23 protein-coding genes, 1 tRNA gene and 1 riboswitch are annotated in these 26,571 nt (G+C 42.1%); of the genes, 15 read left to right on the top strand and 9 right to left on the bottom strand.

Features of this window, described 5'->3' with window-relative positions; all coding sequences use genetic code 11:
* Positions 1–2 precede the first annotated feature (2 nt).
* Positions 3–854: a DUF4351 domain-containing protein gene (locus SYN7509_RS0200795; RefSeq protein ID WP_009633692.1), complete on the bottom strand. Its 852-nt coding sequence runs from the start codon at positions 852–854 to the stop codon at positions 3–5.
* A gap of 220 nt (positions 855–1,074) precedes the next feature.
* Between SYN7509_RS0200795 and mfd the strand changes: the two genes are divergently transcribed.
* Positions 1,075–4,575, top strand: a complete 3,501-nt coding sequence (mfd, locus tag SYN7509_RS0200785; protein ID WP_009633691.1) for a transcription-repair coupling factor — start codon at positions 1,075–1,077, stop codon at positions 4,573–4,575.
* Between the two features lie 30 nt (positions 4,576–4,605).
* Positions 4,606–5,352, top strand: a complete 747-nt coding sequence (locus SYN7509_RS0200780; RefSeq protein ID WP_009633690.1) for a creatininase family protein — start codon at positions 4,606–4,608, stop codon at positions 5,350–5,352.
* A 161-nt stretch (positions 5,353–5,513) separates the two neighbouring features.
* On the opposite strand, the gene SYN7509_RS0200775 is transcribed toward SYN7509_RS0200780, so the two are convergent.
* Positions 5,514–6,995, bottom strand: a complete 1,482-nt coding sequence (locus SYN7509_RS0200775) for a hypothetical protein (protein ID WP_009633689.1) — start codon at positions 6,993–6,995, stop codon at positions 5,514–5,516.
* An 851-nt stretch (positions 6,996–7,846) separates the two neighbouring features.
* Here SYN7509_RS0200775 and SYN7509_RS0200770 point away from each other — a divergent pair.
* Complete coding sequence (locus SYN7509_RS0200770) at positions 7,847–8,641, top strand: aspartate/glutamate racemase family protein (RefSeq protein ID WP_009633688.1); 795 nt, start codon at positions 7,847–7,849, stop codon at positions 8,639–8,641.
* Here the strand turns inward: SYN7509_RS0200770 and SYN7509_RS0200765 are convergent.
* Both SYN7509_RS0200765 and SYN7509_RS0200760 read right to left on the bottom strand, forming a co-directional pair.
* Positions 8,638–9,054 carry an allophanate hydrolase-related protein gene (locus SYN7509_RS0200765; RefSeq protein WP_009633687.1) on the bottom strand — a complete coding sequence of 139 codons (417 nt, stop codon included), beginning with the start codon at positions 9,052–9,054 and terminating at the stop codon, positions 8,638–8,640. The genes SYN7509_RS0200770 and SYN7509_RS0200765 overlap by 4 nt on opposite strands.
* 12 nt (positions 9,055–9,066) lie before the next feature.
* Entirely contained in the window at positions 9,067–9,768 is a 702-nt protein-coding gene (locus SYN7509_RS0200760; RefSeq protein WP_009633686.1) for a GntR family transcriptional regulator, read from the bottom strand.
* A gap of 129 nt (positions 9,769–9,897) precedes the next feature.
* Here SYN7509_RS0200760 and SYN7509_RS0200755 point away from each other — a divergent pair, with 129 nt between their 5' ends.
* The 6 genes from SYN7509_RS0200755 to SYN7509_RS0200730 all read left to right on the top strand — a co-directional run bounded on the left by SYN7509_RS0200755 (position 9,898) and on the right by SYN7509_RS0200730 (position 17,411).
* On the top strand, positions 9,898–11,070 hold the full coding sequence (locus SYN7509_RS0200755) for an ABC transporter ATP-binding protein (RefSeq protein WP_009633685.1): 1,173 nt from the start codon (positions 9,898–9,900) through the stop codon (positions 11,068–11,070).
* Between the two features lie 3 nt (positions 11,071–11,073).
* Positions 11,074–12,360 carry an ABC transporter substrate-binding protein gene (locus SYN7509_RS0200750; RefSeq protein ID WP_009633684.1) on the top strand — a complete coding sequence of 429 codons (1,287 nt, stop codon included), beginning with the start codon at positions 11,074–11,076 and terminating at the stop codon, positions 12,358–12,360.
* A 62-nt stretch (positions 12,361–12,422) separates the two neighbouring features.
* Entirely contained in the window at positions 12,423–14,066 is a 1,644-nt protein-coding gene (locus SYN7509_RS0200745) for an iron uptake porin (protein ID WP_009633683.1), read from the top strand.
* Positions 14,067–14,089: 23 nt separating this feature from the next.
* Positions 14,090–14,947 carry an ABC transporter permease gene (locus tag SYN7509_RS0200740; RefSeq protein WP_009633682.1) on the top strand — a complete coding sequence of 286 codons (858 nt, stop codon included), beginning with the start codon at positions 14,090–14,092 and terminating at the stop codon, positions 14,945–14,947.
* 3 nt (positions 14,948–14,950) lie between these two features.
* On the top strand, positions 14,951–15,769 hold the full coding sequence (locus SYN7509_RS0200735; protein ID WP_009633681.1) for an ABC transporter permease: 819 nt from the start codon (positions 14,951–14,953) through the stop codon (positions 15,767–15,769).
* Positions 15,770–15,800: 31 nt separating this feature from the next.
* A complete protein-coding gene (locus SYN7509_RS0200730; protein WP_009633680.1) occupies positions 15,801–17,411 on the top strand; it encodes an iron uptake porin in 1,611 nt (536 codons plus the stop codon).
* 131 nt (positions 17,412–17,542) lie between these two features.
* Here the strand turns inward: SYN7509_RS0200730 and SYN7509_RS0200725 are convergent, their stop codons facing one another.
* A complete protein-coding gene (locus SYN7509_RS0200725; protein WP_009633679.1) occupies positions 17,543–17,851 on the bottom strand; it encodes a hypothetical protein in 309 nt (102 codons plus the stop codon).
* Positions 17,852–17,884: 33 nt separating this feature from the next.
* A riboswitch (Glutamine riboswitch) is annotated at positions 17,885–17,939 on the bottom strand.
* A gap of 121 nt (positions 17,940–18,060) precedes the next feature.
* Here SYN7509_RS0200725 and SYN7509_RS0200720 point away from each other — a divergent pair.
* The 5 genes from SYN7509_RS0200720 to SYN7509_RS0200700 all read left to right on the top strand — a co-directional run bounded on the left by SYN7509_RS0200720 (position 18,061) and on the right by SYN7509_RS0200700 (position 22,548).
* A complete protein-coding gene (locus SYN7509_RS0200720) occupies positions 18,061–18,789 on the top strand; it encodes an amino acid ABC transporter permease (protein ID WP_227501456.1) in 729 nt (242 codons plus the stop codon).
* Positions 18,790–18,794: 5 nt separating this feature from the next.
* Positions 18,795–19,448, top strand: coding sequence for an amino acid ABC transporter permease (locus SYN7509_RS0200715; RefSeq protein WP_009633677.1), 654 nt, complete (start codon positions 18,795–18,797; stop codon positions 19,446–19,448).
* Positions 19,449–19,537: 89 nt separating this feature from the next.
* Positions 19,538–20,428, top strand: coding sequence for a transporter substrate-binding domain-containing protein (locus SYN7509_RS24800; RefSeq protein WP_071994133.1), 891 nt, complete (start codon positions 19,538–19,540; stop codon positions 20,426–20,428).
* An 83-nt stretch (positions 20,429–20,511) separates the two neighbouring features.
* A complete protein-coding gene (locus SYN7509_RS0200705) occupies positions 20,512–21,297 on the top strand; it encodes an amino acid ABC transporter ATP-binding protein (RefSeq protein ID WP_009633675.1) in 786 nt (261 codons plus the stop codon).
* Between the two features lie 3 nt (positions 21,298–21,300).
* Complete coding sequence (locus SYN7509_RS0200700; protein WP_009633674.1) at positions 21,301–22,548, top strand: Zn-dependent hydrolase; 1,248 nt, start codon at positions 21,301–21,303, stop codon at positions 22,546–22,548.
* Between the two features lie 53 nt (positions 22,549–22,601).
* On the opposite strand, the gene SYN7509_RS0200695 is transcribed toward SYN7509_RS0200700, so the two are convergent.
* From SYN7509_RS0200695 to pyk, 3 genes are all read right to left on the bottom strand, one after another.
* Positions 22,602–22,675: transfer RNA gene (locus SYN7509_RS0200695), tRNA-Pro, on the bottom strand.
* 122 nt (positions 22,676–22,797) lie between these two features.
* A complete protein-coding gene (locus SYN7509_RS0200690; protein ID WP_009633673.1) occupies positions 22,798–23,163 on the bottom strand; it encodes a DUF1818 family protein in 366 nt (121 codons plus the stop codon).
* Complete coding sequence (gene pyk, locus SYN7509_RS0200685) at positions 23,163–24,932, bottom strand: pyruvate kinase (RefSeq protein WP_009633672.1); 1,770 nt, start codon at positions 24,930–24,932, stop codon at positions 23,163–23,165. Before pyk ends, SYN7509_RS0200690 begins: the two co-directional genes overlap by 1 nt.
* Positions 24,933–25,192: 260 nt before the next feature.
* Here pyk and crtR point away from each other — a divergent pair, with 260 nt between their 5' ends.
* Positions 25,193–26,113, top strand: a complete 921-nt coding sequence (gene crtR / locus SYN7509_RS0200680; RefSeq protein ID WP_009633671.1) for a beta-carotene hydroxylase — start codon at positions 25,193–25,195, stop codon at positions 26,111–26,113.
* Positions 26,114–26,117: 4 nt separating this feature from the next.
* Here crtR and aroH read toward each other — a convergent pair whose 3' ends face one another.
* Positions 26,118–26,519, bottom strand: coding sequence for a chorismate mutase (aroH, locus tag SYN7509_RS0200675; RefSeq protein ID WP_009633670.1), 402 nt, complete (start codon positions 26,517–26,519; stop codon positions 26,118–26,120).
* Between the last annotated feature and the right edge of the window lie 52 nt (positions 26,520–26,571).

Genomic DNA, 26,571 nt, shown 5'->3' with positions numbered 1-26,571 from the left:
AATTACTCTAACCAAAACTCCAAATCTTCAACCTTTGTAAAATCCAACAGAGTCTCCCCCAAAGCCTCCAATTCTTCAAGACTTAGAGCGCTCACTTTTGTCGTCAGCACGGGTGATAAAATACCCAATTTGCGGGTAAGCAACTTGAGAACTAAGGCTTTACCTTCAGCAGCGCGACCTCGTTCCAGTCCTTGTTCTAAGCCTTGTTCTAAGCCTTGTTCAAGTCCTTCCCGTAAAATAGATTGATACATCGTAGACTCGCGCATTACCGGACTCCTGATCAATCGCCTAATTACCTGCTCGTTCAATTCTAACCCTGCCAAGATACTTGTTGCTGCGACTAAATTACTTTGTTCTGTGCGATCGCTTATTTGCTCTAATTCTCCGAATACTTGTGCTAACACAGTTTCCTTGTCTGTTACACGACTTAGCACCGCATAGGGTAACAATCCTGGGGTAAGTAAAAACACCTCTACTGGTTCTTCCCAGAGTCGAATTACGCGAAAATTATGAGTCATTGCTGGAGTTTGGTAGCTTGTTTCTCTAACTAAATCTGAACTTGTCCTTTTGAGATAGATTACTACTTGTTGAATAGCTAGTTCGGGAAACTTGCGTCTCAAGCGCAAATAATAATCCGCCATCCGAAAAGACATTGAGGAGTCAACAAGAGTTTGAAACTCTGTATGAAGGATCGTATCTCTTGACTGCAATAACATTACCGAATCGGCTCTAATGGGTTCGACATTGAGTTCGGTGGGATTAATAATAGTTAAAGGTGTTGCTTCCCCCAACAACCAAGCGGCAAAATCTGTAGAGTCTCGTTCGACGAGAAACTTGGAGATGTTGTCAATCAAAATTAGAGGCTGGAGAGTTGGAATATTATTAATTTACTCTAGCTATTGAAGATGAAGGTGTTTACATAGCAAAGGCGATCGCACTTTATATCTGTCTCCACCCCTGACACTGCTCTAAAACTTGCTAGGAATTCATCTACTAATAGATAAATCGCTAATCAATGCGATCGCACCTAAATAGACTTTTACAATAGAAGTAATATGTAAACTTATAGAATCTATGCCTTTTTCCGCCATTGTTCGCTCTTTGGGGCGATCGCCTCTCTCTACAGAATTATTATCTAAACTAGATCGGCAAAAAGAATGTTATCTAAGCGGCGCTCCCCGTTTACCTAAAGGCTTGATTGCCTCAGCTTTAGCCCAAAATAAAGAACAAAATTTATTGGTCATCTGCGCCACCTTAGAAGAAGCAGGACGATGGGCGGCGCAACTAGAAGCTATGGGTTGGCAAACTGTACATCTTTATCCGACTTCCGAAACCTCGCCCTACGAACCTTTCGACCCGGAAACAGAAATGATTTGGGGACAAATGCAAGTTTTAGCGGACTTAATTCCCAAAGAAACCGATAAGCCGAAAAAAATGGCGATCGTGGCTACTCACGCCGCTTTACAGCCGCATTTACCACCACAGGAGAAGTTTTTACCCTTTTGTCTGACTCTTAATCGTGGGATGGAGTTAGACTTAAAAACTTTTAGCACTCAACTAGCTAATTTAGGCTACGATCGCGTTCCCCTGGTAGAACTAGAAGGGCAATGGAGTCGGCGCGGCGATATTGTTGATGTGTTTCCGGTGGCTTCAGAATTGCCCGTGCGCTTAGATTGGTTTGGCGACCAGTTGCAAAATATTCGCGAATTTGACCCCGCAACTCAACGCAGCACCCCCCGCAATACTAATAATGGCGCGGCTTTAGATAAAATTGACCAAGTTGTTTTAACTCCTACTGATTTCGGGAGAATTATTACTTCTTCTTTGACTATTGAGGGCGCAAATACTGTTAAATCTTATTTATCTGAGCCTGAACAGGAAAGGTTTGATAACGGTCAACCTCCCGAAGGTAGCAGGAGATTTTTAGGATTAGCTTTCGAGCATCCCGCCTCTTTAATAGATTATTTGCCTAAAAATACCTTAATTGCCATTGACGAAAACGATCAATGTATTGCTCATAGCGATCGCAATTTTGAAAACGTCCAAGAACAATGGCAGCAAGGAAGCAATTCTAATCTTCCCAAAATTCACCGCACTTTTGCCGAATCAATTGCTACCGCCGCCGAGTTTCAAAAGCTGTATTTAGCTGAACTAGCCGAAGAAACCGGGCTAAACCTTGCTAGTCGTCCCGTACCTTCAACGCCTCACCAATACGCCAAATTAGCCGAAACCTTACGCAACGGGCGCGATCGCCGTTTTTCGACTTGGCTAATTTCTGCCCAACCTAGTCGCTCAGTTTCTTTGCTGCAAGAACACGATTGTCCAGCGCAATTTGTCCCCAATCCCCGCGACTACCTGGCGATCGATCGCTTACAAATTCAACATACCCCGGTAGCGTTGAAATATTCAGGACTTGCGGAATTAGAAGGTTTTATTTTACCTACGTTCCGGTTAGTTGTTGTAACTGACCGCGAATTTTACGGACAGCATTCTTTAGCATCTCCTGGCTACGTCCGCAAACGCCGCCGCGCCGCCTCCAAACAAGTAGACCCCAATAAACTCGCTCAAGGGGATTATGTAGTTCATCGCAGTCACGGGTTAGGTAAGTTTCTGAAGCTGGAAAGCCTGACTATAAATAGAGAAACCCGCGAATATTTAGTAATTCAGTACGCTGATGGATTGCTAAGAGTAGCCGCCGATCAAGTTGGTTCGTTAAGTCGGTTTCGGGCGACAGGTGACGGAACACCCGTATTAAATAGAATGTCCAGCAGTTCTTGGACAACTTCTAAAAATAAAGTCCGTAAAGCAATTAAAAAGTTGGCGGTAGACTTGCTCAAACTCTACGCCGCTAGATCCCAACAAACAGGCTTTGCTTATCCGCCCGATATGCCTTGGCAAGAAGAAATGGAAGACTCCTTTCCTTACGCCCCTACACCGGATCAATTGAAAGCTACGGCGGATGTAAAAAGAGATATGGAAAGCGATCGCCCAATGGATCGTTTAGTTTGCGGTGATGTTGGTTTTGGAAAAACAGAAGTAGCAATTCGTGCCATCTTTAAAGCCGTAACTGCTGGTAAACAAGTGGCTTTACTTGCGCCTACAACTATTTTGACGCAACAACATTACCATACTCTCAAAGAACGTTTTGCACCTTACCCGATTCAAGTTGGTTTACTCAACCGCTTCCGCAGCGCCGAAGAACGTCGCAACATTCAAGCAAGGTTGGCAACAGGGGAACTAGATATAGTTGTCGGTACGCACCAATTATTAGGTAAAGGTGTAACTATCCGCGATTTAGGCTTATTAGTGATTGATGAAGAACAACGTTTTGGAGTTAATCAGAAAGAAAAAATCAAATCTTTGAGAAATAAAGTAGATGTCTTAACTTTAAGCGCTACACCAATTCCCCGAACTTTGTATATGTCTTTGTCTGGCATTCGGGAAATGAGCTTAATTACCACACCACCACCCTCGCGGCGACCAATTAAAACTCATTTATCGCCCTACGATGCTGAAACTATCCGCAGTGCAATCCGCCAAGAAATCGATCGCGGCGGACAGGTATTTTATGTAGTACCGCGCGTAGATGGGATTGAGGAAACTTCGGCGGCGTTGCGCGATGCTCTCCCTGGTGTGCGTTTGGCGATCGCCCACGGGCAAATGGATGAATCTCAATTAGAATCAACTATGCTCACTTTTGGTAATGGTGACGCAGATGTTCTAGTTTGTACAACAATTATCGAATCTGGTTTAGATATTCCCAGAGTCAACACAATTTTGATTGAAGATGCTCACAAATTCGGCTTATCTCAGCTATATCAATTGCGCGGTAGAGTCGGGAGGGCAGGCATTCAGGCTCATGCGTGGCTATTTTATCCCAAACAACAAATGTTATCGGATGCTGCTAGGCAAAGGTTAAGAGCAATTCAAGAATTTGCAACGTTGGGTTCTGGCTATCAGTTATCTATGCGCGATATGGAAATTAGAGGCGTTGGTAACTTGTTAGGGGCGGAACAATCGGGACAAATGGAAGTAATTGGCTTCGATTTGTATATGGAAATATTGCAAGAATCCATTAGAGAAATTCAAGGGGCAGAAATTCCGCAAGTAGAAGATACGCAAATCGATCTAAACCTTACCGCCTTTATTCCCGCCGATTATATTGCCGACTTAGATCAAAAAATGAGCGCTTATAGAGCCGTTGCTACAGCTAGTTCACAGAGCGAATTAGATGCCATTGCTGCTGAGTGGAGCGATCGCTTTGGTGCAATTCCCCCCGCCGCTAAACAGTTATTGCGTGTAATGGAACTTAAACAATTAGCCAAGTCTCTCGGCTTTAGTCGGATTAAACCGGAGGCAAAACAGCATATAGCTTTAGAAACAGCAATGGCGGAACCCGCTTGGAAACTAATGGTTGAGAATTTACCCGAACATTTGAAGTCGCGCTATGTCTACGCTCCAGGAAAAATAATTGTCCGCAGTCTCAACTTGCTCAAACCCAACCAGCAACTAGATACCTTAATTGACTCTTTAAGTAAGATGCAGGGGGCAATTCCTGAAGCCGTGATGATTTGAGAATAAATTTGTTTATCAAAGGAATTAATTATGCAGTTACATTTAACGACTTGGTGTGAAGTTGAGACTTATTTAGAGCGATCGCCAGGAATCATTTTACCCATTGGTTCTACCGAACAACACGGGCCAACAGGCTTAATCGGTACAGACGCAATTTGTGCTGAAGAAATCGCTTATGGCGTAGGAGAAGCCACTCATGCTTTAGTTGCCCCAACTATTAATGTGGGGATGGCACTTCACCATACAGCATTCCCCGGTACAATTAGTTTGCGACCTAGTACGATGATTTTGGTGATTCGAGATTACATTACTTGTCTAGCTAGAGCAGGATTTAACAAATTTTTCTTTATCAACGGTCATGGCGGTAATATAGCTACTCTCAAAGCCGCCTTTGCTGAAACTTATGCCCATTTAGCCGATTTGAATATTCCCAATCATGCCCAAGTTAAATGTCAAGTAGGCAACTGGTTTATGTGCCACTCTGTTTATAACTTAGCCAAAGAACTATACGGTAACCAAGAAGGCGATCATGCAACCCCAAGTGAAGTTGCTGTAACTCAATACATTTATCCAGAAGTCATTAAAAATGCTCCTTTGTCGCCTGACGTTGCCAAAGGACACAAAATCTATAGCGCCGCCGACTTTCAGCAGCGTTACCCCGATGGACGCATGGGATCTAATCCGGCTTTAGCTACACCCGAACAGGGCAAAAAATTCTACAACTTAGCTGTAAAAGAACTGAGCAACAGTTACTTAGAATTTCTGGGCGAGCAATAAACACCTAGCAATTTTAGCCAGTTTTTGTTTTAACAGCTTAAAAAACAAACCTTTTACAATTAAGCGATTTTAAAAATAATTCCCGTCCAACAATTTTGTTGGACGGAAATCTACTAATTAAGCTTTAGTCAAAACTTGGTAAAAGCCCAAGTAAAGCCTTTTTAAGGTGTAAGTTTGATGATTGTGACTTTGTCCGTTACATTCAGACTGACAGTATTGTTGTTGACAGCAATATCTCCTTCTATTTTATTACCCGCATCATCTAAAACGAAAGTGCTAGCGCGACTAATTCGAGTGTTCAAATTGATTTTAGTAGGCATAGCAGGGTGTTCGATACTCCGAGGAGGGGTGACAGTCGTATCATTGTTAGAAATGTCATGCCACAATGCTAAGTAAAATGAGCCATTGGTTTTTTGTAGCAATACGCTATGTACGTATTGAGAGCGATTGTATCCAGCAGGTGGAGTAACAGTTAGCGAAAAGTCTAAAGCTTGAGGAGTAAAGGTTTTGGCGTTGACACCAGGATCTTTCATTCTGGTAATCACATTTTTCAACGCTGTATAAGCAGGCTTTTCACTTAGATCGTTACGCAACAAACCAAAATTCGCTTCAGAATTTGTAGGCTGATTCCATTCATTGAGAAACTCATAAGAGCAAGTGCGAACAAAACCTTTGCGGAAGTATTCTAAAAATAAACGTGGCATATATTTACCATGGACTTTTTCAGAAATACCTTTGCCATTGCCAGTAGTATAGTAGCCAGTTTCGGTAGCAGTCATTGGTTTAGAACCAAAGGATGGGCTGTAGACATCCTGCGCCCAAGGATTTTCATCAATATTTACTGATGGGAAGTTGCCATGATAGAAATACTTGCTAAGCGTAGCGTAGGAAAAAGGATTGTTGAAAGGGTTGCCACCAAAAGGATAGGAATGAACATTGCCCCAATCGACAACGTTGCTCAAGTCGCCTAAAAGTTTTTTGCTGCCGTAACCATAACTGCCACCTAAAGAAGGGCCAACAACTTTAAGATGTGCGGTTGCTGGATCGCCTTTGATCGCATTCCATGTATCTTTTGTGAGACTACGGATATAAGAAACCCAGTACAAAGAAGAATTTGGATCGTTACTTAATGTTGCACTATCACCTTTACGCCAGTAATGACTACGGTAGTTAAGGTCGATTTCGTTGCCCACTTCTACCGCATCAACGACATCTGTACCTATTTGATTTTTAATCAAGTCATTAATTTGAACGTACTGTCCTCTACCCCAGTAGGAGGAATTAGGTAGAACTCCATAGATAGGAAGCATAACGTAGTTAGTTTTGATGCCAACGGCTGCCAATTCCTTCAATCTGCTTGCATAACTGCTGCCTACACCAGCATCACGAATGTGGCGGACTCCCAAATCTATTAATTTTTGTTTAGTGGTACTAAATTGGCTAACGTAAGGCGTATCAGGATAGCCAAAATGCGTGTTAACACAAATACTATTAATAAAATCGTCAGCGCGTTTTGCTGTCACGGGAACAGCTTGAGCCGAGGGGATTGCACCCATAAGAATTGGTGCTATATTAGAAGCTGTTAGCGTAGTTGCGACTAGGGCTAACTTGACTAATTTGTTTAGTTTGTTCTGTGATTGCATTTGTTTGTACCTTGATGTGGAAAATAAATGTATTCGTCTAAATAAGAACAACAAAGCCTACCCTGCGGTTGCAGTTCCAGTGCATTCAGCAGGAAAAGTTGAAATTCTTGGTTTTAAGCCTCTTAAGCGATTAAGGAAACATCTTTATTAGTATTGCGGACTAAGTAAGTTGTTAACAGCGTTTCAGAGGTTTTTTACGTATTAAGTTCACGGAATGTGAATTTAATCTAATAAACTGTATTGGCATAAAAGTATTAATAATTCCTTAAGGAAAGCAGTTAATACTTTTACTACTTGTAGAATTGGCTGAGTAGTTGCCTTTTGAAAGCTTCACAAAACCAACCTACTTCATAAAGATAATGCAATTACTAATAGTAATAAAGCGAGATTCTACGGATTTATCACAAATTATCCTTCTCTAACAGGGACTAGATAGCCGCATATATACTGGAAGTAAAAATACGGTGTTTGGACAAAAAAACCTTGGTAGTTAGGGCAAAAATCCCTAAATCGTACTTTTTGACCGAGGATTGAGAGGGCGATCGCAGTAAATTAAGTAAGATATTGTTATTAAACTCACAATGCTGAATTGATTGCCTTGTCTAGATAAATTGCTATTTTTTGAAAAAAACGCACTTTAAAAAAAGTAGATTTACTGAGACTATCAAGAGGACTAGATATTGTGAAAAAATTGTCTGTGGGGTTTAACCGTATTTAGGAGTAGCTGTAATTATTTCTATTGTTCCTGGCAACTTATTTTTCTAGAATATTGAAAACATGGTTTTTTGTAAGCGATCTCAGGTTATTGAACAAGACAGCGTTGCACTAACTATTTAAGAAGTGATGCTTGCTTGTGTATCCTCATAGCGATCGCGACGGGGGATAATAATGTAATTTTTTACCAAGATGGGAAGATGAAAATTAAAGTTATCAATCCCAATACCAGCATCAGCATGACTGTAAAAATTGGATTAGCGGCTCAAGCAGTCGCTAATCCTAGTACAGAAATTATTGCTTGCAACCCTTCAATGGGACCAGTTTCGATTGAGGGACATTACGATGAGGCTTTGGCCGTAGTGGGATTGCTAGAGGAAATTCGCAAAGGAGAAGCAGAAGGTATAGACGGTTACGTTATTGCTTGCTTTGGCGATCCGGGGTTACTTGCAGCCCGTGAATTGACGCGAAGTCCTGTTATTGGCATTGCAGAAGCTGCTATGCACGTAGCTAGTTTAATTTCTACAAGCTTTTCAATTGTGACTACTTTAAGTCGGACGCGAATTATTGCCCAGCACTTAGTAGAAAATTATGGGATGAGCCGATTTTGCCGCCATATCCGCAGTACGGATTTAGCGGTTTTAGAGCTAGAAACCGATGGTAACGCTAAAAAAATTATTACCGAAGAATGCCGCCAAGCTTTGATTGAAGACAAAACTGAAGCGATCGTACTGGGTTGTAGTGGGATGGCGGACTTAGCAAAGGAGATTAGTCAAGAGATTGGCGCACCTGTAATTGACGGTGTGGGTGCGGCGGTCAAATTTGTTGAAGTTTTAGTTAGTTTAGGGCTAGAAACAAGTAAAGTTGGATCTTTGGCTTTTCCAATTCCTAAGCTCTATACAGGGATATTGCAATCTTTTACAGTTGATTAAACTTTGCTCTCCACACCCGCAGCTTGCTTGTAAGCTGCCCAGCCGCCGTAATCGGAGATATCTAACCAGTTGTACTGTTCTACTAATTCTTGTGGGTACAGCATGGCGGTAATTGCTTCTCCATCGGTCAAAATTACATCTGATGGGTACATATTGGGCGGTTCGGTGGATAGTAAATATTCGTATTGCTCAGTTGTGAGTTCGTATACTTCGCCAGGGATAGAAATTCCTTGGTTATCTACTTCGTATATTGCTGGATGCCAACCATCTCCCGCCGCGTGTAAGCGGTAATTGGGACGAGTTGCCGTAGTTTTGACAAATTTGGCAGATTGCAGGTTTTTGTGGTCTGGTTGTCCTCGCAAGGCTGAACCACAGATAAATACGAGTTTGGAGTTAAGAGAATTTTGAGTCATGGGTAAAAATCCTTATTGGGCGGTTTGATTATCTTGCTGTAATTGCTCTATTTCTTTAATTACGCGCTCTTTACTAGCTGTTAAATGTTCTCTAACGGCTGTAACGGCGGCTTGAACATTGCGATCGCGCACTGGTTCATAAATCTCTCGATGCTCGGTACGAATTTCTAACACTTCTGGATTATTTTTTGTGGTTTGAATCCTCAGTAATTGCATTTTATCAAATACTCGATCTAAGAGCGATACTAGCCAAGGGTTTCCCGAACTTTTCGCTATTAATCTATGAAAGCGATAATCCAAGTCAAGCAAGCGAAAACTTGTTAGTTGAGTAGGCTTGCTTTCTACTAGCTTTTCGGCTTGTTGCACCATCTGTTCGAGTTCTTTTAGCTGCGACTTTGTGGCATTTTGACAAGCTTCCGCTACGGATAGTTGCTCTAAAGCAATGCGACAATCGTACAACTGTGCAGCGTCAGTTACAGAAATCGTCGCCACGCGCAGAGTATCGTTATCGTTGGCAATTAAATTTTCATGCTCAAGTAATTGCATTGCTTCCCGAATTGGCGTTCTACTAACTTGCAACTGTTTAGCTAGTTGAACTTCTACTAATCGCTGTCCTGGCGCTAGTTCTCCTGAAAGTATTGCTGTTTTTAGAGCTTGATAAGCTTGCTCTTGCAATGATTGATTGCGTTTAAGACTTCGCGGCGACAGGGGCAATATCTTCCTCCTTACTCATTTTTTGTAAATGTACTTGTCTATACATTTATTTTTAAATAGTGATTGTATACAGTATATAACGGAATTTTAAAATATTGCTACTAGCATAAGCTGTAAGGAGCGTGAGCCGTGACTACAGAACTTAAATCTAAATCTCTCAATAATTCTACAATTCAACAAGCTTTAGCAGAAGCCGCCGCCGGAGTTGCCTTGCGATCGCTAACAAAAAAATATGGTGCTGTTACCGCCGTAGAAAATCTTACCTTAGATATTGCCGCCGGAACTTATTGTTGTCTTTTGGGCCCAAGTGGTTGCGGTAAAACTACAGCCTTACGAATGGTTGCCGGACACGAAGAAGCAACGAGCGGAGATATATTAATTGGCAATCGCCGAGTTAATGAGATTCCCGCCGCTAAACGTAATACCGCGATGATGTTTCAAAGTTATGCTTTGTTTCCCCATAAAACCATTTGGGAAAATGTAGAGTTTGGGTTGAAGATGCGGAAATTGAAAGAGAGCGATCGCCAAACAAGAGTAGGAGAGATGTTAGAACTTGTAGGTTTAAGTCATGTAGGCGATCGCAAACCAACAATGCTTAGTGGCGGACAACAGCAACGAATCGCTTTAGCTAGAGCTTTAGTTACCCGTCCTCAAGTATTGATGCTGGACGAGCCTTTGAGCGCCTTAGATGAGAATTTGCGAGTACGGATGCGTACAGAATTACGCAAAATTCAAAAACAATTTGGGATGACGTTTATCCAAGTAACGCACCATGTAGAGGAAGCTTTTTCACTTTCTGACCAAATTGTAGTCATGTCTCACGGACGCATAGATCAAGTTGCAACACCGGAAGAATTGTTTGATACTCCCGCGTCGCAGTTTGTCGCTAAATTTATGGGAGACAACAACATTTTTACTGGGAAAGTAACTAGCAGTGTTACCGATAGCAGTTTAGATTTAATTCAACTAGAAGTAGCAGGAATTGGCTCAATATTTTGCCGGGGACACGCGGTAGCAGTGGGAACAGAAGCAGCCTGTTCAATTAGACCCGATTTGATGTCTATTGCGCCTTACAACCGGATTCCAGCCAAGTCAACTTTAAGTGCAAATGAAGTATCGGCGAGGATTACGGCGGTAGAAATGACGGGTTATGTAACGCGGGTTTCGCTGATGATTGAAGCCACTGGACAAGAATTACTTTACAAGGTTCGTACCGAAGATTGGCGAATCAATGACTTACAAGAAGGTCAATTAGTGATTTTGAGTTGGTCGAAAGATAACTGTATTTTTCTAGCGTACTAAACTATGAGTAAAATTACTCGGCGTAAAGCGATCGCCTACGGATTAGCGGCGGGGGGAACTATGCTGGCGGCGGCTAGTTGCCAACCCCAAAGAGGGCCCACCATAATTACCAACAAGATTAAGGATGTAACTTTACGCTTGATTGGTTCGGGTGCGGCGCAAATTAACGATATCCGCGTTCAGGCCGAGAAAGACTTAGGTTTTAAGATTAATATGCGCGCTTTGAGTACCGCCGAAAATATTCAAATTGCGATTACTCAGCCCAAACAGTACGATATTTTCGATGGTGAATATTTTAGCTTGCCTTTAGTTGTTCCCTCTGGAAACCTGCAAGCCATTGATATCAGAAAAATTAAAGAGTTTGACAAAATAACACCGATTTTTACAACTGGCGAATTGTACCCCGGTGCAAAAGTAAATACTTCTCAAGGGACTGCACCCCGCAAAGTAGTATTTCTTAAAGGTAAAGATTCAACGGAACTTGCTACAAGTCCGACAGACTGGGCGACAATGATCCCGTTTCAGTACAACGCTGACACCTTGGGCTATCGACCCGATTTAGTAGATACAAAAATTGAATCTTGGGCAGATTTATTTGATCCCAAATTTAAAGGTAAAACATCTCTATTAGATATTCCTTCTATTGGGATTATGGACGCAGCGATGATTATGGAGTCTTTGGGGCTAATGCAGTTCGGCGACAAAGGCAACATGACTAAAGAGGAACTCGACAAAGTAACGGATCTTTTAATCGAGCAAAAGCAAGCGGGACAATTTCGAGCTTTTTGGAAAACCTTTGATGAATCCGTTAACTTGATGTCCTCCGGGGAAGTAGTATTGCAATCAATGTGGTCGCCAGCAGTTACCGCCGTAAAATCGCGGGGGATTCCTTGTGTTTATGCGCCTTTAAAAGAAGGTTATCGAGGTTGGGGCGGGGGTTTGGGGTTATCTAAAAATCTCTCAGGAATCCAACTAGATGCAGCTTACGAATATCTCAACTGGATGCTAGATGGCTGGGTTGGGGGGTTTTTGAGTAGACAGGGTTATTACAGCGCCGCGCCAGTAAATGCCCGAAAGTTTATGAAACCGGAGGAGTGGGATTTTTGGTACGAAGGAAAACCCGCAGCTATAGATATGCTCGATCCTTTTGGCAAAAAGATTGAATCTAAAGGTGCTGTGCGTGATGGTGGTTCTTTTACAGAACGAATGGGTAACGTTGTTTGCTGGAATTCCTTTATGCAGCAGCAAGTTTACCTCGTTTATAAGTGGACAGAATTTATCGTTGCGTAGAGACGTAGCGGTGCTACGTCTCCGTCTTTAAAAAAGTTTCATTAATTGGTGTGAGGGAGCAAATGTTAAATTTTCTCAGGCAATATCTGGGACAAAGTTTTGCTGTTTTTGGTTCTCTAGGAATCTTTATACAAGTTGCCAGTGCAAACGAATCTCCACTTATACGGCAAGACAATCCGTATACCCTACAAGCACAAGTAACTTCGGTTTCTCAGCTTTCGGATGTTCAGCCGACCGATTGGGCATTTCAAGCATTACAGTCTTTAGTCGAGCGCTATGGCTGTATTGCAGGTTATCCAGACGGCACTTTTAGAGGAAACCGGGCTTTGACTCGCTACGAATTTGCGGCGGGAATGAATGCTTGTTTAGACAGGGTGAATGAATTAATTAGTAGTGGAACTTCCAATCTAGTTACAAAAGCAGATTTGGCTACTTTGCAAAAACTCCAAGCTGACTTTGCAACCGAATTAGCTGTAATTAGAGGGCGCGTTGATAGTTTAGAAGTGCAAACAGCAGAATTAGAGTCAAATCAGTTTTCCACCACAACTAAATTAGTTGGTCACGCTGTTTTTGCTGTTGCTGGAGCTTTTGGGGACGACAAAGCCGTTACTTCTGGAGCGGGAATTATCCCCCCTACTCCCGGTCAATTTGGTACGCCTAGAAGCGGTGGAACGCAGCCCCAGAGCGAACCATTGGACAACAATATATTTGCTTCGGCGCGGGTGCGGCTAATTTTAGATACTAGCTTTACAGGCAAAGATCGCTTAATTACTCGGTTGCAAGCAGGTAATACACCCGCCCTTGGCGATGCGACGGGAACAGCTATGTCTAGATTAGCTTTTACCGCAGATAGCAATAACGCCTTTTCTATTAACCAATTAGAATATCGCTTTCCGATTGGCGATCGCGGAACGGTATTTTTAGAAGCTTTTGGATTTTTAGATTTATTTGTCCCTACCTTGCATCCCCTAGATGGCGACTACGACACGGTACTATCTGGTTTTGCTTTGCGAAGTCCCATTTATTTCCCTAGTGGCGTGACGGGTGCGGGATTTAATTACAACATTACTGACTCTATTAATATTGGGGGTGGTTATTTAGCCGGAGATCCCACCGCCAACAATCCCGATACAGGCTTGTTTGGTGGTGCTTACGGGGCGTTGGGACAAATTACAATTCGACCTAGCAAACAATTTGCGATCGCACTTACCTATCTACGCGCCTACGATGACGGTAGCGGAAATGCTCCCCCTGGAGGCTTTTTTGGTAGCGAAAATGCTGCTTTTCCTTTTGGCCCCTATGGTACTTCTACTAATGGCTATGGCGTTGAAGCGGAGTATCGGCTTAGTTCTAAGTTTATTTTGAGTGGTTGGTATTATTTTGCGGATGCGGCGGCGGAAGGCGGGCCAGGTGACGGTTCGGAGGCTAATATTCAATCTTGGGCTGTGGCTTTAGCTTTTCCCGATTTGGGCAAAAAAGGCAATTTAGGCGGAATTGTGGTCGGGATGCCTTCAAAAACTACGAATAACGACGTTTCAGCCTTTGAAGATCGGGATACATCAATCATGGTGGATGCGTTTTATAAGTATCAAATTACCGACAATATCGGCATTACACCCGGTTTAATTGTGATTACCAATCCTGACCATAACGACAACAACGAAACAATTTATGTGGGAGTGCTGCGAACAAACTTCAATTTTTAACCCAACCTATCTCTTTTAAGCCAATGCTAAAAACTTCTAATGCTTTAAAGCCTTACTTACTGGTGGCTCCCCAGACGCTAGTTTTTTTATTATTTCTGATTTTACCGATAATTGCGATCGCAATTGTCAGTTTTTGGAACTTTAACGGCTTTGCAATGACTCCCGGCTTTACCCTCAATAACTATTTGGGGATTTTTACATCTAAAGTCTACCTAGCAACTTATCTCAATACCTTCAAGTTTGCCGTGATCGTTTGGGTACTTTGCTTGTTAATTGGTTATCCGGTGGCTTATTTTCTAGCTTTTCAGGTCAAAAGTTCCCAATGGCAAACTATTTTGTTTTTAATTTGCACCATTCCCTTTTTGACTTCTAACGTCATTCGGATGATTTCTTGGATTCCCTTTTTGGGACGAGAAGGATTGATTAATCAAGGTTTGATGGGATTAAGGCTAATTAACCAACCAATCGAGGCGTTGCTTTACTCGGATTTTTCGGTAATTTTAGCGATGGTACATCTGTATGCTTTGTTTATAGTTGCGCCAATATTTAATAGTATGATGCGAATCGAGCGATCGCTCATTACTGCTGCTGAAGACCTAGGCGCGTCTCCATTACAGATTCAACAGCAAATAATTTTACCTTTATCTGCGCCCGGAATTGCGATCGGTTCTATTTTTATCATCACTCTAGTAATGGGCGAATTTGCCACTATGCGGATCATGAGTGGTGGTAAATCTTCCTCTGTCGGGTATCTGATCAAAAATCAAATAGATAGCTTGCAGTATCCACTAGCGGCAGCTAATGCGGTAGTCTTACTCATCATTACGTTACTAATTGTCTTTGGAATTTTGCGTACCGTTGATATTCGTAAGGAGCTTTAAATCATGACTCAAAGCGCAAAAAAATCTCTTTCTAGTTATCTGCTGACAGCATTTTTTGGACTATTTGTTTTATTTCTATACGGCCCAATGTTCGCTATTTTTATCCTTTCCCTTCAAGGCCCCGAAGGACAGTTAACTTTTCCCATGCGCGGGTTCAGTTTCCATTGGTTAAATGCCGTATTTGGAGTGCAGCGTGTAGGAAACTTTGTTGATGCGTTTGGGCGTTCTTTTAGCTTAGGTTTGCTAGTAACAGTGTTTACCGTTGTCTTTAGCGTCATGGCGGGATTAGCTTTTCGGCGGCGCTTTTTTGGTTCTAATGCCGTTTTTTACCTAACAATTTCTAGCCTAATTGTGCCGAGTATTTTAGTATCTCTAGGCATTGGGATTGTATTTAGCTTAGTTGGGTTAGACAATCAATGGTTTTCGTCAGCGTTGGCGGGACATTTGACTTGGACTTTGCCCTTTGCTTTCTTAATTATGCTGGGAATCTTTGGGCGTTTTAATCCAGCTTACGAAGAAGCTGCGCGCGATTTAGGCGCAAGTGAAATGACAACGTTTTGGCAAATTGTTTTCCCCTTAATTGCTTCAAGTGTAATTGGTGTGGGTTTGCTAGGCTTTACGCTTTCCTACGATGAATTTACCCGTACTTCGTTGATTTCTGGCGAAACAAATACTTTACCCTTAGAAATTTTTGGGATGACAACTAATGTCACATCTCCCGCTCTTTATGCTTTGGGGACATTAACTACAGTCTTTTCTTTTATCTTAATTGGTATAGCACTGGTAGGAATTAGATTACTTTCCCGTCGTCAGTCGCAGTAAAAAAGCTCGATAATTTTTTAGGTGTGAGATGATGTATTTTCTGCGAACTATAGTAGCTGTAACTTCTGCTATTAGTGGTTTTGCGTTGACTGCAACAGCACAAAACCTAGAACCAATGGCTCAAGTTACATCGGTTTCTCAGCTTTCGGATGTGCAACCGACCGATTGGGCTTTTCAAGCATTGCAGTCTTTAGTTGAACGTTATGGTTGCATTGCAGGTTATCCAGATGGGACTTTTCGGGGAAATCGGGCTTTAACTCGCTATGAATTTGCGGCGGGTTTAAATGCTTGTTTAGACCGAGTTAATGAATTAATTGCTACTGCTACAACAGATATTGCTACTCGTAATGATTTAGCGACTTTACAAAAACTCCAAACAGAGTTTGCTACAGAATTAGCAACTATTCGCGGTAGAGTAGACAGCCTAGAAGTACAAACCGCCACTTTAGAAGCAAATCAATTTTCTACTACAACTAAGCTAGGCGGAGAAGCTATTTTTGCTGTTAATGGTGTATTTGGCGATAATCGGGCTGTTTCTTCAAGTCGCATTCCCGGTTCTAATGGCAATATAGAAGATACATTGACTCTTACTAGCCGCGTTCGTTTGGCTTTAAATACCAGTTTTTCCGGTGAAGACCTTTTAAGAGTGCGTTTGCAAGCTCGAAACTTTAGCCCTTTTGGGACAAGTGTTACAGGTAGCAATATGACTCGTTTGGGCTTTGATATCAGTAATGATAATAGTCTAGATGTCGATCAAATTTTTTATCGTTTCCCTGTAGGCGATCGCATTGTAGTTCAAGTTGATGCTACTAATGTGGAATTAGACGCTAGAGGTTTTCCTGTCTACAGTCCTTTTGAAAGTAGTGGACGCGGTGCTATTTCCCGCTACGGTAGATTTAGCCCGATTTATCGACATCAAAATGGTGGCGCGGGTGTAGAAGTTGCGATTAATCCTCAAGGCGCTATTGGGGCAAATTTGGCTTATTTAGCTCCCACTGCAAACAATCCCGATAACGGTTTTGGCATTGCTAACGGAACTTATGCAGCTTTTGGTCAGTTAAATTTTAAGCTAGGCGAGGCTTTTGGCTTGGGTTTGACCTATGCTCACACTTACGATACTCCTACTACAGGTAACATTAGTTTTATGGAAAGTACCGGGAGTGTTTTTGCTAACGCACCCTTTGGTAATATCTCCACAACAGGCAATCATTACGGCGTACAAGCAAGTCTCCGTATACGTCCTAAGTTGATTTTGTTTGGTTGGGGTGGTTATAGTCAGGCGATCGCCATTGGTGACCCCGATAGCAGTACAATTGTCACGGGCAATCGTGGCGCTAAAGCCGATATTTGGTACTATGCGGCGGGTTTAGGTTTTCCAGATTTGGGTAAAGAAGGCAGTTTAGGCGGTCTTTTGTTTGGTCAATCCCCTAAAGTCACAAGTTCGGATGTAAGAGAAATTGGCTTTGGCAATAGAAGCCGAGTTGATAGCGATACGTCCTATCATTTAGAAGCTTTTTATCGTTATCGTCTGACTAACAACATTGAAGTTACGCCAGGATTATTAGCAATTTTCAATCCAGAACATAACAGTAGCAACGATACGGAGTATGTTGGGACGATACGGACAACTTTTAGTTTTTAGACAAAAACCCGTGATAATTGCGGGTTTTTGTTTATGGCGATTCTTAACTTAAGGTACATCTGTAAAAATGTGTAAGGGCGCAAAGCATTGCGCCCCTACCATCAAAATGCGTACATTATTTAAACCAATGCTTATCTTTCTATCTGATACCAAGCATAAGGTCTAAACTGTCTTTCGGCGGAAGCTGGACGATAGTAAGATTCTTCAATCCATGTTCTTACATCTGTTTCAGAATCAAAGCTAAGTTTATCGCCTGTAGTTGGGTTGTATAGATTCCATACACTACTACCTTTTTTGTCTGATTGCCATACACGCAACCCAGAGCTTTGACTTAAATAAGTAGTTAGCTTTTGCCAAACTCTACTTAACCATGATTCGCGGTTTATTTGGTTTGCTTCTAATTCTCTGCTGGTAATTAGTTTTAGGTCTTGGTAATTCATTAATTCCGCCTCCTGTAGCGTCATCGTTTTTGAGGCGCGTTCCTTCAGTCTTAACTTACTTCCGTCTCTTTAAAAAGAGATGAACGCTTGTTTTTGTTTCTGTATCCATTGTAACGAAAAATCTAGAAATTTACCAAATATAAGAAACTTTAATCTATTGCGAAAAATGCCCGTAACTCTACTGTATAGAGAGATACAGTATTATTTTTTTGGATGATGTATACAGTATTCAAAAGCAAACAAATCATCCCTTAGATAGAAGTATGGGTTATACTTTTGATTTTTCCGTTGTCTGGGATAACTTGGGCTTATTTCTCAGTGGGGCGGTGGTGACGGTAAGATTATCGTTAATTGCGATCGCCTTTGGGTTAGCAATTGGGATAATAGGAGCGCTCTGTAGAACGTCTGGAAACCGCTTTTTAAATGGATTAGCGGCGACTTATGTAGAATTAATCCGCAACACCCCGTTTTTGATTCAACTATTTTTTATCTTTTTTGGATTACCCAATTTAGGACTAAAGTTAACAGCAGAACAAGCTGCAACACTAGCTTTAGCGGTAAATTTTGGCGCGTATTCAACCGAAATTGTCCGCGCAGGAGTCGAAAGCATCCATAAAGGGCAAGTAGAAGCAGGTTTAGCGCTCGGATTTAAACCGATATCAGTTTTTCGCCATATTGTCATAACTCCAGCTTTAGCAAACATTTATCCAGCTTTAGTAGGACAAATTATTTTAGCGGTACTTTTTACAAGTGTCGTATCTCAAATAGCTACAGAAGACTTGACTTTTACAGGCGATTACTTAAACGCGCGGACTTTTCGCAGCTTTGAAATTTACTTCACAATAGCGTTAGTTTACCTGGCGATCGTCTGGTTAATCAAAGGGATTGCTTACGCAGTAGAGAAAAAATACTTTGAATTTGCCAAGTACAGAAGGTAGCAAAAATGGAAGAATTTACAACCGCCATTATTTTTACAAACTTACTTATAGCTACCAAGTGGACATTAATATTATCCGCGATCGCTTTTATCTGCGGTGGGCTAATTGGCTTTGGTGTAATGTTAATGCGAATCTCCCCGAATAAATGGCTAAGTAGCATTAGCTGGATTTATATCGAGTTTTTCCAGGGAACGCCGTTATTATTGCAATTATTCTTGGCTTTTTTTGGCATTTCGATTGTATTAGGGGTAAATTTGTCACCCTTACAAGCTGCAACCTTAGCTTTAACAGCTTTTACCAGTGCTTTTTTAGCAGATATTTGGCGCGGTTCAATTGCGGCGATTGGTACGGGACAATGGGAAGCCGCTTCAGCGTTAGGTTTTGGGTATTTTAAAAAACTGAGATTAATTATTTTACCCCAAGCATTGAAGCTATCAATTGCGCCCACAGTGGGTTTTGCAGTGCAAGTAATTAAGGGAACTTCTCTAGCATCGGTAATTGGGTTTACAGAAATATCACGAGCAGCAGCGCAAATTAATAATGTAACCTTACAAAGTCTTTTAGTATTTTCGATTGCTGGCTTAATTTACTTTTGCTTGTGTTATCCCCTTTCAATCCTCAGCCAGCGCTTAGAAGGAAGTATGAGCTACAAAGCTTAGAAGATGAAAGAAAATCTAATTTAACCGTAGGGGCGCAAATCATCAACCCTACATCTACAAAGTCAAATAATTTAAAACCCGATAAAAAAATGCACAAAAGGTTATCTACCAAGCTACTAAAAGCTTTAGCTCTTTTTATCACAGGTTTTTTAATCGCCGTCAGCATTGCGGCTTGTTCGTCCCCCGAATCTTCTTCAACTAAAAAACTGGCGGTAACATCTGCGATCGCATCAGCATCTAGTTTACCTGGCGTACCCAATCCCGGCGCAACTTTAGCCCAAATTATCGCTACAGGAAAGCTAAAAGTTGCTGTACCTGACGATTTTCCCCCTTTTGGCTCGGTAAATACAACTATGCAGCTTCAAGGTTATGACGTTGATATTGCTCAAGAAATTGCTCAAGGGTTAAAAGTCAAACTAGAGCTAGTTCCGGTAGTTGGCAATTATCGGATACCTTTTTTGCAAACCAATCGAGTAGATATGGTAATTTCCAGCTTAGGGAAAAATAAAGAACGAGCAAAAATCATTGATTTTTCAGCCCCTTATGCGCCGTTTTTCTCTGGGGTTTATGGCGAACAAAGTATTAAAGTTTCATCGCTTGATGACTTAAAAGGACGCACAGTGGGAGTTGCTCAAGGATCTTTAGAAGACTTGGAGTTATCAAAAATTCCGCCCGGAACTTTCCCCATTAAACGCTTTGCAAGTAATAGTTTAACGGCTTCGGCGCTAGTGTCAGGACAAGTTGAACTAATTGCTACAGGTAACGTAGTCGCGGCTAAATTGATGCGCGATAACCCCGAAAAAAGGATTGATAACAAATTTGTGATGAAAAATTCTCCCTGCCATATTGGCGTAAGACGTGGGGATACAGACTTATTAGAACAAGTTAATGCGATCGTTTTTGATTTAAAAGAATCGGGGAAGCTTAACGAACTCTCGCAAAAGTGGTTTGGAGAGCCTTTAACTTTGTTACCCGTTTAAGAGATCCCCCCTAACCCCCCTTTTTAAGGGGGAAAATATCTGCAAGTTAGAGAATTTAATAATTGCCCAAAAAAAACCTAAACATGACACATTCCCAGCCTAGAACCAGTCAAAGTAACAGCGCGATCGCATCTTCAGCAATTATCGTCGCTAAAAATGTAGAAAAGTGGTACAGCAATAACTTTCACGTTCTTAAAGGAGTAAGTTTAACCGTCAATAAAGGCGAAGTAGTTGTATTAATGGGCCCTTCAGGTTCAGGAAAATCGACCTTTATCCGCACCTTTAACGGCTTAGAACCTTACCAAAAAGGTAGTATTGAAGTTGATGGCGTAAAAATATCTCACGATCTCAAAAATATTGAAGCAGTGCGCCGAGAAGTCGGGATGGTGTTTCAGCAATTCAACTTGTTTCCCCATCTAACGGTACTCAAAAATGTAACTTTAGCACCGATTCATTTACGCGGAATGACTAAAGTAAAAGCGGAAGAAGCAGCTATGCAACTATTAGAACGAGTGGGAATAGCTCATCAAGCTGCTAAATACCCCGGACAGCTATCGGGAGGTCAACAACAAAGAGTTGCGATCGCCCGTGCTTTAGCAATGAAACCAAAAGTAATGTTATTTGACGAACCAACCTCCGCTCTTGACCCGGAAATGGTACGGGAAGTATTAGACGTGATGCGAGGTCTAGCCAATTCGGGAATGACTATGGTGTGCGTCACTCACGAGGTAGGATTTGCAAGGGAAGTAGCCGACCGCGTAATATTTTTAGCGGATGGAATGCTCGTAGAAGATACAACGCCTACAGAGTTTTTTAACCATCCCAAAGAAGAAAGAACCAAGAAGTTTTTAGCCCAAATTTTGCACTAAAACATGATTGTTACATCAATTCCTTTAGTAAATAGCGATCGCCTAAATCGCAGTATTGCCCAATTAGCCCAAATCGGTAAACTAGCAAATGGCGGTGTAAGTAGAGTAGCCTTTACTCGTGAAGATATCCTCGCGCGTCAGCTTGTCCAGTCTTGGATGATCGATGCTGGTATGGCTGTCCGCACTGATGCGGCGGCTAATATTATCGGTACTTACCCCGGACGCATAGAAGGCGCAGGAGCGTTAGCAACAGGATCGCATATTGATACAGTTCCCGTCGCTGGACACTACGACGGAGTGCTAGGAGTGCTTGCAGGAATTGAAATAGTACGAGTGCTGCATGAAAATAAGATTTTATTAGATCATCCCATTGAAGTTATTGTATTTACTGACGAAGAATGTACAGTTATCGGCTGTAAAGCAATGGCGGGTAATACCGTAAACGATCCCAATTATTATCGCCGCAATGATGGGACAGCTATGGAAGAATGTTTAAAGCGATCTGGCGGAGATTGGTCAAACATAGCCACAGCTAAACGCAAACCGGGCGAAATTGCCGCCTTTGTTGAGTTGCACGTTGAACAAGGGGGAATATTAGAAAGTACCGGGGATGCGATCGCAGTGGTTAAAGGAATTGTCGGACAGTATCGCCATACCGTCACAATTACCGGGCGACCAAACCACGCCGGGACTACACCAATGAATATGAGAAAAGATGCCTTAGTCGCCGCCGCGCAGGTAGTATTAGCTGTAAACAAGCTAGGAGTGGAAACCCCTGGAGAACAAGTTGCAACAGTAGGATACTTGAATGTTTTACCTAATGCAGTAAATATCGTCCCGGCAAAAGTTGAATTAAAAATCGACCTGCGCGACTTATCCCAAGAGCATTTAGATAATTTACTGAGCGAACTAAAACAGCAGTTAAATCAAATTGCTGAGACGACTAAAACAGAAATAGTTATAACCCAAGCTTTGCACGTCTTACCTACTTTAGCTGAAGTAAAAATTCAAGATGCGATCGCCCAAGTTTGCCAACACCTAAACCTAAGTTACACTTATTTGCCCAGCCGTGCAGGACACGATGCCCAAGAAATCGGGCGTTTTGCTGATATGGGAATGATTTTTGTCCCCAGTCGGGAAGGAATCAGCCACGCCGAAGATGAGTACACATCCCCAGAACAATGCAGCCAAGGAGCTAACGTACTCTTGCAAACTTTCTTGAAATTAGATCGGATGTATCCAACTAATTAGATTTATTAATTCTGTTTTTGTAGAGACGTTGCAATGCAACGTCTTAATTAAAATCGGAACGTTGGGATTTGAACCCAAGACCTCCACTACCCCAAAGTGGCGCGCTACCAAGCTGCGCTACGCCCCGTGTCAGAAAAACCATACTAACACAAATTAGAAGCAAAAACAAACTTACTAAATTTGGCTACAGCAATCCTACTTTGATTTATAAATATTGACGTAGGGGCGCAATGCTTTGCGCCCCTACTACTAAAAAACTTGCAAAGTCTGCGCTCCTTGCAACAACCCCCCAACGGCGGATTCATTCCAACAACCTTCAGCGCAACGCCCAGTTAACAGAATAAAGCGTAAACTGTAGCATTGAGCATAACCAGCCACTTCCAGCCAAATTAAACTACTCTCAGCTTCACAAGTAATTTTTTCTTCATCCATGAGTTCGCTACTTAGCTGGCTCATAGTTTCGGCTAGTTGCACTAACAAGCGGCAAAAATCCTGCAATTCTGCTTCTGTAAGTTCAATAGCCCAATCATTTGTACCTACTAACCCTGTAAACTCTATGGATTGAGGATTCCAACCAATCCGCCAACCATTTCCGGTTTTAAGTACGCGCTCCATTAACTATTTTTTACTGTGCCAGAGTAAATTAAACCTCTTTGCATATCCAAAGTTAAAATTGTGCCATCTCGAATTACTTGAGTTGCTTGTTTTACGCCCACAATTACCGGAACACCAAGGCGTAAACCAATAATAGCAGCGTGACTTGTCATACTCTCATCTTCGGTTACAATTCCCGCAGCTTTGCGAATTGCCTCAATAAAATCTGCACTGGTGCGCGGAACTACTAAAATTTCCCCATGATTGAAGTTACCCACATCCATAGCCGTATGAGCTACTCTAGCCCGACCGTTTACCAGACCTAAACCAAGTCCAATACCTTGACCGAGTACCGCAGTTACTATTTCTACTTTAATTAAATCTGTAGAACCTGCCACCCCTTGCAACGCCCCCGCACTCATCACTACCAAATCGCCCTCAGATAGCAATTGTTTCTCTTGAGCAACATTAATCGCCGCTTGAAAAGTTTGCCCCGCCGAAGGTAAATCTAATACTAGCAATGGTTTTACTCCCCAAACTAGCTGTAATTGTCTAGCTACATCTACGTGAGGCGTTATAGCCAAAATTGGATTACGGGGACGAAATTTAGAAACATTACGAGCCGTAGAACCTGTTTTAGTTAAAGTCATAATTGCCGCCGCGTCTAATTGTTCGGCAATTTGCCCTACCGCTTGACTAATGGCATTGGGAATCGATTGACGAGTATCTTTAAGGTTGGCATTAATAGCCGCTAAGGCGGGTTCTTGCTCAATTCTTACGGCAATCCGCGCCATTGTGGCTACAGCTTCCACAGGAAAATTGCCTACCGCCGTTTCATTTGAGAGCATGACGGCATCAGTTCCGTCCAAAATCGCATTTGCTACGTCCGACACTTCCGCACGAGTTGGGCGCGGGCTATTCACCATACTATCGAGCATTTGAGTAGCAGTAATAATCGGAATACCTAACCGATTTGCCGTAGCAATGAGCCGCTTTTGCAGAATAGGTACATCTTCGGCGGGTAATTCTACTCCTAAGTCGCCTCTTGCTACCATTACCCCATCGCTGAGAGCTAAAATTGCCTCCATTTGTTCAATGGCTTCATGCTTTTCAATTTTGACAATTACCGGGACTTGCTTCCCAGCGTTAGAAATTAATTCTTTAATTTCTAGTACATCTTGGGGATTGCGAACAAAAGATAAAGCAATCCAATCTACTCCTTGATCTAAACCAAAAATTAAATCTTCTCGGTCTTTGTCGGTTAGCGCCTTGATTGATAAATAAACGCCTGGAAAGTTGACCCCTTTATTGTTCGATAAGGTTCCACCAACTACAACCCGACAGTGTAAGTTTTTATTAGGACGATCTATTTCTTCTACGCGCATCTCTACGCGCCCATCGTCAAGCAAAATTGCCGCGCCACAGGGTACTTCGTCAGCCAAAAGATCGTAAGTTACACAGCTAATAGATTGAGTACCAACTATATAATTACTGGTTAAAGTAAATAAATCGCCTTTATTTAGTTCTATAGAACCCTTTTCAAACTTACCTAAACGAATTTTTGGCCCTTGCAAGTCTTGCAGAATCCCTACAGGTTGATTTAATTCAAAGGCAATTTGCCGAATTAAACGCACGCTGCGTTGATGATCGGCATGAGTACCGTGAGAAAAGTTAAGCCTGAGAGTAGTTGCACCTGCCTCTATGATTGCCTTTAGCACTTCTGGGCTACTGGTGGCAGGCCCGATTGTAGCGACAATTTTTGTCCGACGTTGAGAATCTCTTGGTTGCATGGAGCCTAATTTTGTAAAAAGGGACAAGGGCAGATAAAAGGGCTAAAACAAATTTTATTTAACTTCGGTTTTTCTTTACTGCCGTCAAAGCTTGCTTGCAGCCTTACTGTAATGTTTTTTGTGCCATTTTGCTCCGCAATTATATCGCTATTAGGCTACCTCTATAGAGCTAAGAAGGATGACTTGTGCGAAACAAAACTTTATGATCTAATTAGGTCTACTATTTAGTACGTGCAAATTAATTTATCAAGGAGTCAAAGATGCTAATGTCGGAGGCAAAAAAGCCACTGACAACAGTACCTAGGGAGTTTCTCAGCCCTCCAGGCGATCGCAATCCTACTTTACTGATGTTTATAGCAGCAATTAGCGCGATCGCACTATCCAATTTTGGTTACTGGCTTTGGGAATGGCCCCACTGGTGTTGTTTTGTAACTAATACAATTTCTCTACATATTTGCGGCACGGTAATTCATGATGCGTGTCATAAATCAGCCCACCGCAACCCGTCGATCAACGCCATTTTAGGGCATGGTAGCGCCTTGCTACTGGCTTTTGCTTTCCCGGTATTTACGCGGGTACATTTGCAGCATCATGCTAACGTTAACGACCCAGAAAACGATCCCGATCACTTTGTTTCTACCGCCGGGCCTTTGTGGTTAATTCCCGTGCGGTTTTTGTATCACGAAATATTTTTCTTTAAACGTCAACTTTGGCAAAAACAAGAATTGTGGGAATGGTTCTTTAGCCGCGCTTTAGTAGCCGCAATTTTCTATGTTTCGATTCAGTACCACTTTTTAGGCTATATTCTCAATTTTTGGTTTATTCCTACAGCCATAGTGGGCTTGGCTTTGGGGTTCTTTTTTGATTATTTGCCTCATCGTCCCCATCAAGAGCGCGATCGCTGGAAAAATGCTAGAGTTTATCCCGGTAAAGTTCTCAATATCTTAATCATGGGGCAGAACTACCATTTAATTCATCACCTATGGCCCTCTATTCCTTGGTACAACTACCAAAATGCTTACTATGCCACTAAGCCGCTTTTAGATGCTAAAGGTTGCTATCAAACTTCTGGGTTGTTGCAAAAAAGAGATTTTTGGAGCTTTATTTACGATCTTTTTATTGGTATTCATCCCCACAAAAAAGCCTTAGTTTTAGAGCAAAAAGAAGTGTTACCGCAATAATTAATTACCCGATAGGGGAAAATAGTTGCGGTTGCGGCAAACTCCAATCAGGACGTAAGTTTTGAGCTTCGCGCAGGTAAGTATGGCAAACCTTATTGTGACTGGTGGGAATATTCACCAAAATCAGAAAGCGGATGCAGCGTTGCAAACTACCTGCAACGTGCATCTGCTGGACATCTAACATAGGTACATTATCCCAGTAAGGACGGTGACGGGCGATCGCGGCGGGGAAAATTGCATCCAAATCGCGGGTGACAGAAAAAGTCACACTGACAATCTCTGTCGGATCTAATTGATTTCGCGTTTCTGTCTCATCCAATAGTTCCGCTACAGCTTCTGTAATTGCCTCAACTGTGTTTTCCATCGCAGTTGTTGCCCCACGAATTGCCCAAAGTCGCCACTCCACAACCAAGTCCTCCTAGATAACTTTTAGATTTTTTGTTGTAATATTAACCTTT

Source organism: Synechocystis sp. PCC 7509, from assembly GCF_000332075.2.
Lineage (GTDB): Bacteria > Cyanobacteriota > Cyanobacteriia > Cyanobacteriales > Chroococcidiopsidaceae > Aliterella.
Note: the sequence above shows the minus strand (reverse complement) of the source record. Positions and strands in the feature narration are given on the sequence as shown.